Source organism: Sutterella sp. KLE1602, from assembly GCF_001578585.1.
Lineage (GTDB): Bacteria > Pseudomonadota > Gammaproteobacteria > Burkholderiales > Burkholderiaceae_F > Sutterella > Sutterella wadsworthensis_A.
In genome coordinates this window covers 1-13,529 of sequence record NZ_KQ968567.1, presented here as the reverse complement: position 1 = coordinate 13,529, position 13,529 = coordinate 1, and the positions used below count along the sequence as shown (strand labels likewise).

The window sequence follows — 13,529 nt, the reverse complement described above, 5'->3', positions numbered from 1 at the left end:
GAGAAGGCATCACCGAGCGCGAGTTCGGGAGGTTCCGAGGGCGGGAGATTCCTTCCCTTGCCGTACAAGGGCTGCGTCAGCAGGGATTTCGTGGTCGGAGTGACAGCAAATCGGGGACAACCCCGAGGCGAAAAGCCTCGACTGTACCGAAATTCAGTGGGGAGGTTGTTTAGCAAGTCCCGCAAACGCGGTATCCGGACAACAATCGCCCCGCTTCGCCACAGCCGCAATCGTCTTCACGACATCGACCTTCCGCGGGCGGAAAATTCTCCGGAAAATGTCTCATTTCGGGGTTGTCCCCTAGGCGAAAACCTGTATACTTCGTCGTCCGATGCAGGAAGGCCCGCGGGGCCGAATGCATCCAAACCGCAAAAATTCATCTGCCGGCCGGACTCCGAGGGAGTGCGGTCTTTTTTTCGCACGGATCATCTCCATCATGCTTGAAACTTTTGGCATCCTCAACATCTGGGCCTATGCGCTCGGCGCTCTGATCATCGTCATGATCCCCGGCCCGAACACGCTCTTCGTGCTCAAGACGAGCATCGTCGACGGCCGCCGCGCGGGCTTCACCGCCGCTGCGGGCGTCTTCACGGGCGACGCCGTTCTGGTCTTCCTCGCCTACCTCGGCATCGCGGCCCTCGTGCTCGCGCACCCCGAGGTCTTCTTCTGGCTCAAGATCCTCGGCGCCGCGTACCTCGCCTGGCTCGGCGGCAAGGCCATCCACGCCACGTTCTTCGCCAAGAAGGCCGAAAAGGCCGAAGGCGAATCCGAAGTCGTCGTCAAGAAGAGCCGCAGCCTCGTCAAGGTCTACCGCAACGCCCTTGCGCTGAGCCTCACGAACCCGAAGTCGATTCTCTTCTACGTCTCCTTCTTCGTGCAGTTCATCGATCCGGCTTTCGACAATCCGGCGATCTCCTACACCATCCTCGCCCTGATCCTTGAATGCTTCAGCATGGCCTGGATGACGCTCCTCATCACCGCGGGCGCCGACCTTCTCAAGTTCTTCGGCCGTCGTCCGTCCGTCGCGAAGCTCGGCAACACCGCCATGGGCAGCATGTTCCTGCTCTTTGCATCGAAGCTCGCGCTCGACGCCTGACGCTCCGACGGGACAAGCACCAAATAAGACGGCCTGCAATCCGAATGTGGAATGCAGGCCGTCTTGTTTTGCCTCTCCCAGCATTTCGAAGACGTCTACCGGGCCGAGGCCGTCGTCATCTGCAACTCGCGCGGTGACTGCTGAACCATCCGAGAGCAGGTTGCGACCCCGTGATTTTATCACACCATGTTCGAGCACTTTATGCGTCGAACTGCTCGCGCGTCCTCGGCTCGCGGGCGAGCAGGCTCGCCACCTCGGTCCTGAAGTCGGAGACCTCTTCGAGCGCCATGAGCGTGCGTGCGAGCTCCTCGGTCTCCTCCTCGGTGAAGACCATGCCGACCACGCCCCTGAACTTCCTGAGAAGCGCCTCGTCGGTGACGGGATTGGTCGGTGCGCCGAGCGGCATCGGCACGTGTTCGCGCCAGCTGCGGCCGTCCTTGAGCGTCACCTCGACGATCGGCTCGTCGTCGTCCTTCTGGCTCTTGTCGACCGTGAAGCGCACGCGCGCCATCATGGCGGCGACGCGCGGGTCCTCACGCCGGGCGCGCGCAAACGAGGGAAGGCCCGCGGAGCCGAAGACGAGGTCGGCCGCCACGCTGTAGGGGATGGAGAGCTGGGCCGAGTTCATCGGATGAAGCGTCGCGTGACCGCACATGCCGTAGACGAACGGATTGATGATCACGTGCACCTCCTCGACGTCATCGGCCGTGAAGCCGTGTGCGGCGCGCAGGTTGTCGACGGCGTCGATTGCGGCATGGGTGGAGCGGCAGGAGGCGTGCGGCTTGATGGAGACGCGCCCGAGCTTCCAGTTCTCGCCGAGTTCGCGCAGATAAGCATCCGGATCGCTCGAGGTCGGCGCGAAGGAATGGTTGAAGCCGCCCCAGACCTCCTCGAAGACGTGCGTCGGCCCCGTGAAGCCGCGGCGTGCGAGCACGGCGCTCATCAGGCCGCCCCAGGCTGCATGGCCCGCATGCATGCGCTTGCTCTGCGCGCCGTCGTGCACGCAGCACCAGAGGCCGGAGGAGAAGGACGAGGCAAGGCCGAGCGCATTCTGCGTCTCCCTCACGGAAAGGCCCAGGATGCGGGCTGCGGCCGCGGCCGCACCGAACGTGCCGCAGGTGCCCGTCGAGTGGAAGCCCGCGCCGTTGTGCGGTTCATAGGCGCCGCAGGCCTCGAGCGGACGGCGGGCGACGTCGTAGCCGATCACCACCGCGTCGATGAACTCGCGCCCCGTCACGGGACGGTCCGCAAGCTCCACCGCGGCGACGGCCGCAGGCACCACCACGGCGCCCGAATGGTCGCATCCGCCCGTGTCGTCAAGCTCGAAGGCATGCGAGGCCGTGCCGTTGACGAGCGCGGCGTTGACGGGCGTCATCGTCTCGCCGCGGCCCCAGAGCGTGGCCCTGCCGGGCCCCTCGCCTTCTTCGCGAAGCACGGCCGTCAGGCGCTGCGCCTCAACCGAGACGGCCCCCGCAACGCCCGCGCCGATCGAGTCGAGAATGTGGCGCACGGCCTTCTTCACCATCGCGTCGGGCACGGCTTCGGAGGGCGTCTCCATGACGAATCGGGCGAGCACCTCGCTCTTGAGAACATTCGGAACAGCGGTTTCAGTCACTTCAGGCTCCTTTCGTGAATTCAGTCGTCAGGGCAATCCATGACTGCCCACGGGTCACGCCAATGATACCGAAAGCCCGCTGCCGACGTGCATGCGGAGCCTTCGAACACAACGAGCGCCAGGCACCCCGTAAAAACCATGATGTGTGTCAGTGCAACAAACTGTAAAATACCGCGTGGCGGCCCCTGACTGAAATACTGCCGCCTCCCTCCAACAACCAAAAAGAAAGCTTTACAACCATGGAAATGGATTTCAACTTCTGGCTCCAGTTCGCCATCGTTATGGTCTGCGTAGCCATCGGCGGCCGTCTGGGCGGCGTCGGCCTCGGTGCGGCCGGCGGTCTCGGCGTGTGCCTTCTCGTCCTCGTTCTTGGCGTTCCCCCGGGTTCTCCTCCGATTTCCGTCCTGCTCATCATCACGGCGGTCATCGCCTGTACGTCCGTCCTTCAGGGTTCGGGCGGTCTTGACCTGATGGTCCGTTGGGCCGAGAAGCTCCTTCGCCGCTGGCCGAAGATGATTACCATCGTGGGGCCGCTCGTGTGCTCCTTCTTCGTGATGGTCGTGGGCACGTCCTACGTGGCCTTCGCGGTCTATCCCGTGGTCGCCGAAGTGGCGGCCTCGGCTCGCGTGCGCCCCGAGCGCGCCGTTTCGGCATCCGTGATCTGCGCCGGCATCGCCGTGATGGCCTCGCCCATGTCCGCCGCCATGGCCGCCATGGTGGGCATCATGGCCACTCAGGGCGTCGAATTCCATCAGATTCTGGCCGTGACGATCCCGACCTTCATCCTCTCGCTCTTCTGCGCCGCCCTCTCCGTGTTCTGGCGCGGCAAGGAGCTCGAGGACGACCCGGAATTCAAGGCCCGCCTCGCCAACGGCGACTACCAGTGGCTCGCCACGCACTCCACGACTGAAATGAAGTTCGCGGAGGCTCCGTTTGCCCGCCGTGCCGTCTGCATCTTCCTGCTCGGCATTCTGGTCTCGATTCTCGTGGGCTCCGTCTCCGACCTGCGTCCGTCCTGGACAGTCGGCGAAAAGACCACGCTTCTTCCTATCCCGAACATCATCCAGATGGTGATGCTCGCCACGGCCTTCTTCATCATCATGCTCTGCCGCGTCCCGTCCGCGAAGTTCGCCTCGGGCTCCGTGTTCCGCTCCGGCCTCATCGGCGTCGTGGGCGTCTTCGGCATCGCCTGGTGTACGGGCACGTTCTTCGACCAGCACACCAAGGTCCTCGCCGACGCCTTCGCCGGCCTCGCCAAGGATGCGCCGTTCGTCTTCTGCCTTGCTACCTTCTGCGTCTCCACCGTCATCTTCTCCCCGACGGTCTCCACGACGATCATGATCCCGCTCGGCCTCAAGTTCGGCCTGCCGCCCGAGTTCCTCGTCGGCACCTGGGCCTGCTGCTACGGCGACTTCATCATCCCGGGCGGCGCGCAGATCGGCTGCACGGCCTTCGACCGCACGGGCACGACGCGTCTGGGCACCTTCGTGATCAACCACTCCTACCTGCGTCCGGGCCTCGTCTTCGTGACCTGCGGCACGTTCATCGGCTGGGGCATCTCCAAGCTGGTCTTCTGATCGGCCTGATCCCGAAAGTCCATATCGAAACGGGCGTCCTCCATGCCGGAGGGCGCCCGTTTTCACATTCGGTGGAATGCACGAAGGGGCGCGGATTCAGCATCCGGCGCCCCTTCAATTGTCCCTTGTCCTCGTCCTTCAGCCTCCCGTCCGGAGAGACGGAGAGAGGAAGGAGCGGATCCTGCCGACTACTTTGCGACCTTCGCCTCGTCGGGCTTCGCTTCGGCGGCCTTGAGAGCCCCCTCGATCGCCTGCCTCATGCTCGACTCGTCCATGTAGCCCTGGTGCCAGCCGAGCTCCTTGCCGTCCTTGTCGAAGAGGATCTGGGTGGGCACGGCCGCGATGCGGAAGTACGGCACGAGTTCGGGGTATTCGGAGGTGTTGATCTCGCGGATGGCGGCGCGGCCCTCGTACTCCTGGTCAAGCTTCCTGAGCGCGGGCTCCATCAGGCGGCAGGGCTGGCAGCCGTCCGCGCTGAAGGTGACGAAGGTCACCATGCCGGGCTCGGGCACCTTGCCGTCGAGCTTCGCATGAGCGGGTGAGGCCAGCACGGCGGCAGTCGCAAGGGCGCCGAGAAGAAGTCGAGTGTTCATGACGAATCCGTTTCGTTTGATGATGATTGAATTCAAGACCTGCCGCACGTTTTGCGGCAGAACCTTCCGATGATAGCGCACAAAGGATGGACGGTTGCGCCGAACTGCGTTCGGATTTTCCCTTCCTTCCGAATACGAAACTGCGAATACCGAAGTCTCGAGACTACAATCCATGGATCAGAACATTTCGGGAATCCGCCATGCAGCCTTGTGCCATCTCCGTCATCAAGGGCGACATCACGACGCTCGATGTCGACGCCATCATCAATTCCGCCAACCGCTCGCTTCTCGGAGGCGGCGGCGTGGACCGCGCCATCCACCGCGCCGCGGGCCGCGAGCTCCTCGCCGAGTGCATCGAGCTCTGCGGCTGTCCCGTGGGCGAGAGCCGGCTCACGAAGGGCTACGCGCTCCCCGCCCGTCACGTGATCCACACCGTCGGCCCCGTCTGGCTCGGCGGCGCATCGGACGAGGTCGAGACGCTTCGCCGCGCCGTCACGTCCGCACTCGACATTGCGCGAGACATGAAGTTCGAGACCGTTGCCTTCTGCTGCATCAGCCGCGGCATCCACCGCTTTCCTGTGGACCTCGCCGCGAAGACCACGCTCGAGGCGATGCTGGCGCACGATTTTGCGGGCCGCGTGACCGTCTGCGCCTACACCGACGAGGACCTCGAGGCCTACAAGGCGCTTCTGCCGCAATGACCTCGAGACCCCGTGCGGGTTTTCCCTCATCGAGTTATTAAGCAAAACACCATCCTCCTTGGGCAGAATTCCAAGATTTCTTACACACAGACGCTGACCGCCATGACGTCCCTTCAAATCAAATCCGCTCTTCTTTTCTCCCTGATGCTTTCGGCCGCCGCCCTTTCTTACGCAGCGCACGCCGCACCGGCCGCCGCTCCCGCCGCATCGGCCGAACCTGCTTCCGGGACCATGGTCATGACGGCCCGCGAGACGCCCGAGGCCGCCTGCGCCCGCGGCGAGGCCGCCGCCTGCACGGTGGCCGCGCTTCGCGTGCTTCCGTCCGTCGACAAGGCCCGGAGTGAGCAAAAGGCCGTCGGCGAGGCCCGCGCCCTCTTTGAGAAGGGCTGCAGAGGCGGGGACCCCGAGTCCTGCCGTCATCTCGGTCTTCTGCTTGCCGAGGGCAGGATCTATTCGGCCGACCTTCCGGCCGCAAAGGAACTTCTCTCGCGCGGCTGCACGATCGGCGACGACCGCAGCTGCCGTGAAATGGCCCGCATCGCCAACGACGCGGGCGAGCACGAGGCGTTGGTCTCCTGGCTCGGCAAATCCTGCATGCTCGGCAACGAGACGTCCTGCATGCGCACCGCCACCCTCGACCGCTCCGACGACCGTGTGCGCTGGGTTGAGGAGGCCTGCAGGCTCGGCCGCATGGACGCCTGCCTCGACGCGGCCGAGCGCCGCCAGAACGGCAACGGCGTGCCCGTCGACATGAAGCTTGCCCTTCAGAACTACCAGGCCGCCTGCCGCCTGAGCAACGCCCCGTCGTGCTTCCGCGCCGCCAAGATCCTGCGCTCTGGCGACGGCGTCAAGGCCGATCCGAAGGCCGCCGCCGTCTGGTACGACAAGGCCTGCCAGATGCGCCAGACCCGCGCCTGCGCCATCCTCGGCGACCTCTACCTCTCGGGCGAGGGCGTCGACAAGGACGATGTCCGCGCCAGGTTCTACCACAACATTGCCTGCTCGAGCGGCCTTCGCTCGAGCTGCCCCAAGGCCGGCCGCTGAGCCCGCCAACCGAGCCCGAATCGAACTTCCGGTGGGACAAAATCCACTCAAGGACCTAGTCCCACTGGCGTTCACAGCGAATACACTCCCGCTGATACCTTCAGGATCAGCCCCCCGGAGACCACCTCCGGCCCTCCCCGCAGACGACGTACTCCCTTCCCCCGCCCCGCCCGGACCGCAGTCATTCCCGACTTCCCCTATTCCCGACCGGATCACCCGTCAATTTCCGTCCACACACACCCAAAGTTTGTAACCGTTCATTTCCGAATTACCCCATAGATCCGTGTAAAGGCCTCTGCGACTGGGGAGATTAGCCAATTGCGGTTTGCGCAAGGTTCCGTGCGTCTTGCGGCGACGATAGCGTTTTCTTAGTTCGACTCTCTCATTCTGTGTAAAATGAATCCGCATCGGGAACAGGATTTTGACGCAAAGTATCGCCGATTCCCGTTCACCTAAGTGCATACTCCGAATCGCGATTCAGCTGTTTGAGGTATTTTATAAGCAACAAGTGATATCAACGGACCCACAAAAGCCGTCGATATCCGAAAAACCAGCTGATCTCATTACACATTCACAAGGGGACTATCGTGAATTCCATCTCGACCGACACACTCGGCGGCCGCATTGGCTCCGAACTCAAGCGTTCCGGCATCTCCATGCGCGAGCTCGCCCGCCGCATCGACATCGCCCAGCCTTCCATTTCCAAGTGGTGCTCCAACCAGGCCGTTCCGCGCGTCATCTATCTTGAGCGCATGGCCAAGGTCTTCGGCGTTTCCGCCCACTGGCTCACCTACGGCGAGCACGCCTCCGGCCGTGACGAAGTCGTCATCCGCCCGCGTCCCGAATCCTCCGAAACGATCGGCCTGTCGCTCACGGCCGACAGCGCCAAGCGCACCTTCGGCACGGAAGCCAACAAGCTCTCGCTCTTCACGCAGGAATCCGACGACATGGCTCCGACGATCCGCAGCGGCAGCCTCGTGGTCATCAACCATACGATCAACAAGGTGATCGGCTCCGGCGTCTACCTCGTCCAGGTCGGCGAAACGAAGGAACTTCGCCGCATCCAGCCGCTCGTTGACGGCACGCTCGACATCCGCATCGACAATCCCAAGCGCTTTGCGAACGAAATCGCCACCGACGACAAGATCGTCATTCTCGGCAAGGTGCTCTCCACGGTTTCCGTGAAGCACATCCGCTAAGCAGCGATCAGAACAAAGGGCCTCCCTTCCGGAGGCCCTTTTTCTTTGTCCCCGATCAGATCGCCATCGAGCGCCGGTCCGATGAGGACATAACCGGCCGGCTCGAACGAGTGGGGAAATGTCGAAGCACCCTGTTTCACACACAAACACTATCCATGACCACGAATCGTGCTGCGTCCTTCCTTCGGAGGCCGGGCATGCATTTCGTCCTCAGTCGACGCCCGGCATCTCGTCCCAACACGTCGTGCTGCAGGGCGTCATGCGGTCCCTGCGCATCTCCCAGCCGTCCGCCTGCAGGCAGGCCGCCGTCCTGATCGCGTCCCGCCCGAAGCGTCCCGTGATCATGTCGGCGGTCATCATGAGCCTTCTGCGCCGCTCACGGGCCGAATCGTCCTCGGGCTCGTCGAAGAGGGACTGCGGCTGCACGCATCGCGCTGCGCCGTCGACGGCGGGCACGAGTCCCGAGAGCACCACGCCGAGCCTGCAGTAGGCGAAGCCCCTTCGCCAGGCCCTTCTCACGAGCGCCTCGGCGACCGCCGTGAGCTCGATGGTGTCGGCTGTCGGCCGCAGGAGCCTTTCGCCCACCTCGGCCGAATGCTGCGGCTCGTTCTCCCTGAAGCGGCTCGTGCTGAAGAGAACGCCCACGTGCGTCGCCTCGCTTCCCTCGCGCCGAAGCACGCGGGCCGCGCTCTCCATGCGCACGGAGGCCGCGCACAGCAGGCCGTCGAGGTCGGAGACGGGCGCCGAGAAGCTGCGGGAGCGCACGATCTGCTTTCTCCCCGGCGGCGTCTCCTCAAGCTCGATGCAGCAGCGCCCCTGGAGTTCGAGCCAGGTTCGCTCGAGCACCACGCCGCCCAGGCGCCTCACGACGCCGCCCGGCACCCTCACGAAGTCGAGCACCGTCCGCACGCCGAGGGCCTCGAGCTTGGCGGCCGTCCTGCCTCCCACGCCCCAGACCTCCGAGACGGGCGTCACCGCAAAGGCCTTCTCCCTGCGCGCGGGCGAAAGGTCGTCCCAGTTGAGGACGCCCCCGAAGACGGAATGAACCTTGGCCCAGTGGTCGCAGAGCTTGGCGAGCGTCTTCGTGGGCGCAATGCCCGCACAGGTCGGAATCCCCGTCCACTTGAGCATGCGAGCCCTCGCCTCGCGGCCGAGCGCCGTAAGATTCTCCATGCCCGAGACGTCCGCAAACTGCTCGTCGATCGAATAGATCTCCTGCCTCGGCACGAGCGTGCGGATCACCGCCATCATGCGGTCCGACATCGACTGATAGAGCTCGTAGTTGCTCGAGAGCACCGCGACGCCGTGCCGCTCGGCGAGCTCCCTGATCTGAAAGTACGGGACGCCCCGCGCAATGCCGAGCGCCTTCGCCTCGACCGTCCTCGTCACGACGCAGCCGTCGTTGTTCGAGAGGACCACCACGGGGCGGCGCCTGAGCGTGGGATCGAACACCCTGTGCACCGAGGCATAGAAGGTGTTGCCGTCAATGTGAAGAAAGCGCGTCGTCATGCAGGACTCCTCCCGTCGACAGGCGCACGGCCTAGGGGCCGCGCCCGAGAATGCGGCCGAGCGCCGTCACGACGCCAGCCACCCTGAAGTCGTCCCACTCGGTGGGACGCAGGATCCTGTAGTTGCCCTCCTTGTTCTCGGGCCTCAGCTCAATGACGCCGTCAATGCGCTTGAAGCGCTTGATCGTGAGCGCGCCGCCGAGATAGGCGAGCACGATGTCGCCGTCGACGGGCTCCTTCGAGCTGTCGACGAGCAGAATGTCGCCCGAGGAGATTCCCGCGTCGATCATCGAGTCGCCGTCCGCCTCGATCACGAAGGTCGTGTGGGGCTTGCGCACGAAGAAATCGTTCAGGTTGAACTCCTCGCTCGCATAGTCGTCCGCCGGAGACGGAAAGCCGCACGAGCCCTTCATCTCGACGCGCGTGACGTTGTCCTTCGGATCGTTTTCAAGCGGCACGCGCCCGACGACGCGTACGTTGAGGTGCTCGCGAGGCAGCACGTCCGCAGGCCGGTCCTCCCCTTCGGGCGCCTCCTCCCGCGTCATGTCCGCACGAATGAGGCCCCTCAGGTAGCGGTTGCCGCCCTTTCGCCTGCAGTGCTCGGCCTCATCGGGCCTGAGCCTCACGCTTCTCACCTCGGAATAGGTTCCCGATCCCTTCGGACGGCCCGCGCCCGTGCGCGCACCGCCCCTCGCGGGCGAACCCGCTTCCCTCTTGTCCTCTTCCGACATCCCGGCCTCCTTCAGACAACCTCATCCAATGCCGGAATTGTAGCTCAAAAATCAAATTAAAAGCCGCGTCACCCGAAAACCCCGTTCCGCATCACCATTTGCGAATCTCAAAAAAGCGGACGGCCCGCAGGATTCCTCTCAATCCTGCGGGCCGTCCGCCTTGCAGTCGCAGTGACTGCGTCTCTTTTTAGAGCACCTCCGGACGGAGCTTCTTCGGGCCCCGCTTGAGGCCGATCACCGAGAGCTCTTCACCGAAGGTCTCGCGATGCTTCTTCCACTTGCGGATCGTCTGCGGGTGCGCGCTGAGCTTTCTTGCGATCTCAACGCAGTTCATGCCGGCGTCAAGCATCTCGAATGCGCGCTTGCGAACGTTCTGAAGCGCTTCGGGATGCATCTGCTGCAGGCCGCTTTCGCGTCGACCCTGCGACACGGTGTCAAGCGGGGGGAGCGAATGAGCACTCCACCGCATGTAGGACTGCTGGCACGGCAGCGGGTAGGTCACCCGGTCAATCGAACAGAATTCAGTCATGTTTGCCTCCTGTTTGTCAAGCCCCCTTGTCGGGGGGACGGATTCGATGCTAACACGTGAACGCCTCCGACGTCCCTCTCCCACAGGGGGCAGTTGCTCAAAAGTCGCACCTAGACTCAGGGTTTTTACCCAACATCCCTTCGCTTTTTCCGACGCGACATTCGGAGGGTTTTCCCGACCTTGACGAAGCTCAAGAAAAACCACGCGGGGCTCGACCTTCGACTTGCGTATTTTTCCCTAGTTTTTAGCGATTGATTTTTTCAATTGGCAGAACGCTCGAATACCTCGAACTTAATGTTCGACAAAAGCGAACGACAAGTGTAAAGATTGTCTATAAACATCGGCTGGATCAAGTCCGTTGCTTTTCCATACAATCGTAAGTCGAAATTGAAGGCTTTTTTGAGCGGGCCGTGCGTCCGGAGCGCGAAATCTGTACACTGCTCCGATAATCTCGAACGGATCCCTCATGAAGCTCTTCATCGCCGAAAAGCCCTCCGTTGCCAAGGCCATCGCCGCCGAGCTCGGCGTATCGGGCCGAGGCGACGGGTTCATCAACTGCCGAAACGACGTGGTCGTCACCTGGTGCTTCGGCCATCTTCTCGAGCAGGCCGAGCCCGACGCCTACCTGCCCGACGACATTCCGAAGACGAAGAAGGGGCGCAAGATCTGGCGCATGCAGGACCTGCCCATCTTTCCGCAGCACTGGCTGATGGAGGCGAAGACCGAGCGCGGTGCGAAGAAGCAGCTCTCGGTGATCGGCAAATTGCTCAAGTCTGCGGCAACGGTCGTCAACGCGGGCGACCCCGACCGCGAGGGACAGCTCCTCGTCGACGAGGTGCTCGAGCACTTCAGGGCCCGACAGCCCGTCGAGCGATTCTGGGTTTCGGCGGTGGACCCCGCCTCCATCCGAAAAGGCCTCGCCAAGCTCGGCGACAACCGCAGCTACGCGGGCATGCGCGACGCCGCGCGCGGACGCTCCCGCGCCGACTGGCTGCTCGGCATGAACCTCTCACGCGCCTACACGCTCGCGGGCGGCGACGGACTCCTCGCCGTGGGCCGCGTGCAGACGCCGACGCTCTTCATGGTCGCGCGACGCGACTACGTGGTGCGCAACTTCACGCCCGTGCCCTACCTCTCGATCACGGCGGACCTCGCCAAGGAGACCGTCCCCTTCACCGCACGCTGGAAGCCCGGTCCCGACCAGAAGGGCCTCGACGAGGAAGGCAGGCTCCTCATCGACCTCGACGTCGGCCGCGCGCTCGTCGAGCGTCTCTCGAAGGAAAAGACCGCCACGGTGCTCTCCGCCGAGACGAAGCGCCGCAAGGCCAATCCGCCCAAGGCCTACTCGCTCGCCGACATCCAGATCGAGGCGAGCAAGCGCTTCGGCATGACGGCCGAGAACACGCTCAAGGTCTGCCAGTCGCTCTACGAAGTCAGGAAGATCACGAGCTATCCTCGTACCGACTGCGGCTATCTGCCCGAATCCCAGCACGCGGACGCGCCCGCCGTGCTCGCCGCCGTCGCCAGGAACTTCCCCGCCGCAGCCCCCGCCTGCGCCAAGGCCGACCCGAAGCTCAAGAGCCCGACCTTCAACGACAAGAAGGTGACGGCGCACCACGGCATCGTGCCCGTCGCCAACACGATCGATCCCGCCACGCTCACCCGCGAGGAGGCCGACATCTACCGCCTCATCGTGAGGCGCTACATCGCGCAGTTCTTCCCGGTGCACGAGTTCGACGCAACCGAGGTCGTGCTCGGCATCGGCGGCGAGACCTTCACCGCCAAGGGCCGCGTCGTGCGCGTCGAAGGCTGGCGCATCCTCTTCGAGAAGGACCGCAGGGCTGCCGAGGAAAAGCGCAGGAAGAACCCGAAGGCCGCAGGCGGCCGAGATCCGGACGGCGAGGACGAGGACGACGCCCAGACGCTCCCCGCACTCAAAAAGGACGACGTCTGCGACGTGCGCGCCGTCAAGGGACGCGAGGACAAGACGAAGCCGCCGCAGTTCTTCACCGAGGGCACGCTCATCGCCGCCATGGAGAACATCTGGCGCAGCTTCGACGACCCGAAGGGACAGGCCATGCTCAAGGAGGCGGGCGGCATCGGCACGCCGGCCACCCGCGCGGCCATCATCGCCGAACTCAGGCGCAAGGAATACCTCGAGACCGAAGGCAAGTACCTGCACTGCACCGAATCGGGCCGCAGGCTCCTCAAGCGGGTTTCGCCCCGCATCCGCTCGGCCGCCATGACCGCACACTTCGAGGAGCGCCTCAGGCTCGTCGAGTCGGGCGCCGAGCAGCTCGACAACTTCGTGAGCGAATACGAGGCCTTCATCGCGGCCGAACTGCAGAAGGTCCGCGCAGGCCGCACGGCCCCGAGCGGCTCCGCACGCACCGGAGCGGCAAGGCCCGCACCCGCACCGTCCCGCGAGCCGTCGCCCGAAGCGCCCGCCCCGAACATGCCCGACGAGCCGCCACCGCTCGATACGGTCTGCTGATCGTCCGGAAGACCCGCGCGGCCCTCAAACGAAGAAGGCTCCGCCTTCCTCCGTCGAAACGGAGAGAAGCGGAACCTTTCGCGTCCGGATGGATCCTCGCAGGACGACGTCCTGCGTCAGAGCTTCTTAACGAACTCGGACTTGAGCTGCATCGCGCCGAAGCCGTCGATCCTGCAGTCGATGTTGTGGTCGCCTTCGACGAGGCGGCTGTTCTTCACCTTGGTGCCGATCTTGAGCGGCGTCGAGGCACCCTTCACCTTGAGGGTCTTCACGATGGTGACGGAGTCGCCGTCGGCGAGCAGCGTGCCGTTGGCGTCCTTCACGACGAGCTTCTCCTCGTCATGGGCGGCTTCCTCGCCGGGCGTCCATTCATGGGCGCATTCAGCCAAATCCGCCAGGAACCCTCGCCTGTGAGGCGGGGAGGAATGGCGGAAAAGACAGC

Annotated in this window: 12 protein-coding genes; 6 read left to right on the top strand and 6 right to left on the bottom strand. The window is 64.1% G+C overall.

Translation table 11 applies throughout. From position 1 onward, the window contains the following. The first annotated feature begins 436 nt into the window (after positions 1-436). Positions 437-1,096, top strand: coding sequence for a leucine efflux protein LeuE (gene leuE, locus HMPREF3036_RS09590; protein WP_005436954.1), 660 nt, complete (start codon positions 437-439; stop codon positions 1,094-1,096). 199 nt (positions 1,097-1,295) lie between these two features. On the opposite strand, the gene HMPREF3036_RS09585 is transcribed toward leuE, so the two are convergent. Continuing rightward, complete coding sequence (locus HMPREF3036_RS09585) at positions 1,296-2,711, bottom strand: MmgE/PrpD family protein (RefSeq protein ID WP_082897447.1); 1,416 nt, start codon at positions 2,709-2,711, stop codon at positions 1,296-1,298. 239 nt (positions 2,712-2,950) lie between these two features. On the opposite strand from HMPREF3036_RS09585, the gene HMPREF3036_RS09580 reads away from it, so the two are divergent. Continuing rightward, positions 2,951-4,288 (top strand): anaerobic C4-dicarboxylate transporter, encoded by a 1,338-nt coding sequence (locus HMPREF3036_RS09580; protein ID WP_005436945.1) that lies wholly within the window; start codon positions 2,951-2,953, stop codon positions 4,286-4,288. 188 nt (positions 4,289-4,476) lie between these two features. Here HMPREF3036_RS09580 and HMPREF3036_RS09575 read toward each other — a convergent pair whose 3' ends face one another. Next, positions 4,477-4,881 (bottom strand): thioredoxin family protein, encoded by a 405-nt coding sequence (locus HMPREF3036_RS09575; protein WP_062334009.1) that lies wholly within the window; start codon positions 4,879-4,881, stop codon positions 4,477-4,479. A 200-nt stretch (positions 4,882-5,081) separates the two neighbouring features. On the opposite strand from HMPREF3036_RS09575, the gene HMPREF3036_RS09570 reads away from it, so the two are divergent. From HMPREF3036_RS09570 to HMPREF3036_RS09560, 3 genes are all read left to right on the top strand, one after another. Beyond that, the gene (locus HMPREF3036_RS09570; RefSeq protein ID WP_062334005.1) at positions 5,082-5,582 is read left to right on the top strand and encodes a macro domain-containing protein; all 501 of its coding nucleotides are present in this window, start codon (positions 5,082-5,084) and stop codon (positions 5,580-5,582) included. Between the two features lie 102 nt (positions 5,583-5,684). Next, on the top strand, positions 5,685-6,626 hold the full coding sequence (locus tag HMPREF3036_RS09565) for a tetratricopeptide repeat protein (RefSeq protein WP_062334002.1): 942 nt from the start codon (positions 5,685-5,687) through the stop codon (positions 6,624-6,626). A gap of 587 nt (positions 6,627-7,213) precedes the next feature. Continuing rightward, entirely contained in the window at positions 7,214-7,825 is a 612-nt protein-coding gene (locus HMPREF3036_RS09560; protein ID WP_062334000.1) for an XRE family transcriptional regulator, read from the top strand. 210 nt (positions 7,826-8,035) lie between these two features. On the opposite strand, the gene HMPREF3036_RS09555 is transcribed toward HMPREF3036_RS09560, so the two are convergent. From HMPREF3036_RS09555 to HMPREF3036_RS09545, 3 genes are all read right to left on the bottom strand, one after another. After that, positions 8,036-9,334, bottom strand: a complete 1,299-nt coding sequence (locus HMPREF3036_RS09555) for a Y-family DNA polymerase (protein ID WP_062333997.1) — start codon at positions 9,332-9,334, stop codon at positions 8,036-8,038. A 31-nt stretch (positions 9,335-9,365) separates the two neighbouring features. Then, a complete protein-coding gene (locus tag HMPREF3036_RS09550; RefSeq protein ID WP_062333994.1) occupies positions 9,366-10,064 on the bottom strand; it encodes a LexA family protein in 699 nt (232 codons plus the stop codon). Between the two features lie 187 nt (positions 10,065-10,251). Continuing rightward, positions 10,252-10,593, bottom strand: a complete 342-nt coding sequence (locus HMPREF3036_RS09545; RefSeq protein ID WP_005436926.1) for a helix-turn-helix domain-containing protein — start codon at positions 10,591-10,593, stop codon at positions 10,252-10,254. Between the two features lie 466 nt (positions 10,594-11,059). Here HMPREF3036_RS09545 and HMPREF3036_RS09540 point away from each other — a divergent pair, with 466 nt between their 5' ends. Continuing rightward, positions 11,060-13,087, top strand: coding sequence for a DNA topoisomerase 3 (locus HMPREF3036_RS09540; protein WP_062333991.1), 2,028 nt, complete (start codon positions 11,060-11,062; stop codon positions 13,085-13,087). A gap of 116 nt (positions 13,088-13,203) precedes the next feature. On the opposite strand, the gene HMPREF3036_RS09535 is transcribed toward HMPREF3036_RS09540, so the two are convergent. Continuing rightward, on the bottom strand, positions 13,204-13,485 hold the full coding sequence (locus HMPREF3036_RS09535; RefSeq protein ID WP_082897445.1) for a zinc ribbon domain-containing protein YjdM: 282 nt from the start codon (positions 13,483-13,485) through the stop codon (positions 13,204-13,206). Positions 13,486-13,529: the final 44 nt, after the last annotated feature.

Coding starts and splice junctions, on each gene's coding strand:
- leuE (WP_005436954.1), top strand. CDS start 437: ATGCTTGAAACTTTTGGCATCCTCAACATCTGGGCCTATGCGCTCGGC.
- HMPREF3036_RS09580 (WP_005436945.1), top strand. CDS start 2,951: ATGGAAATGGATTTCAACTTCTGGCTCCAGTTCGCCATCGTTATGGTC.
- HMPREF3036_RS09575 (WP_062334009.1), bottom strand. CDS start 4,881: ATGAACACTCGACTTCTTCTCGGCGCCCTTGCGACTGCCGCCGTGCTG.
- HMPREF3036_RS09570 (WP_062334005.1), top strand. CDS start 5,082: ATGCAGCCTTGTGCCATCTCCGTCATCAAGGGCGACATCACGACGCTC.
- HMPREF3036_RS09565 (WP_062334002.1), top strand. CDS start 5,685: ATGACGTCCCTTCAAATCAAATCCGCTCTTCTTTTCTCCCTGATGCTT.
- HMPREF3036_RS09555 (WP_062333997.1), bottom strand. CDS start 9,334: ATGACGACGCGCTTTCTTCACATTGACGGCAACACCTTCTATGCCTCG.
- HMPREF3036_RS09550 (WP_062333994.1), bottom strand. CDS start 10,064: ATGTCGGAAGAGGACAAGAGGGAAGCGGGTTCGCCCGCGAGGGGCGGT.
- HMPREF3036_RS09545 (WP_005436926.1), bottom strand. CDS start 10,593: ATGACTGAATTCTGTTCGATTGACCGGGTGACCTACCCGCTGCCGTGC.
- HMPREF3036_RS09540 (WP_062333991.1), top strand. CDS start 11,060: ATGAAGCTCTTCATCGCCGAAAAGCCCTCCGTTGCCAAGGCCATCGCC.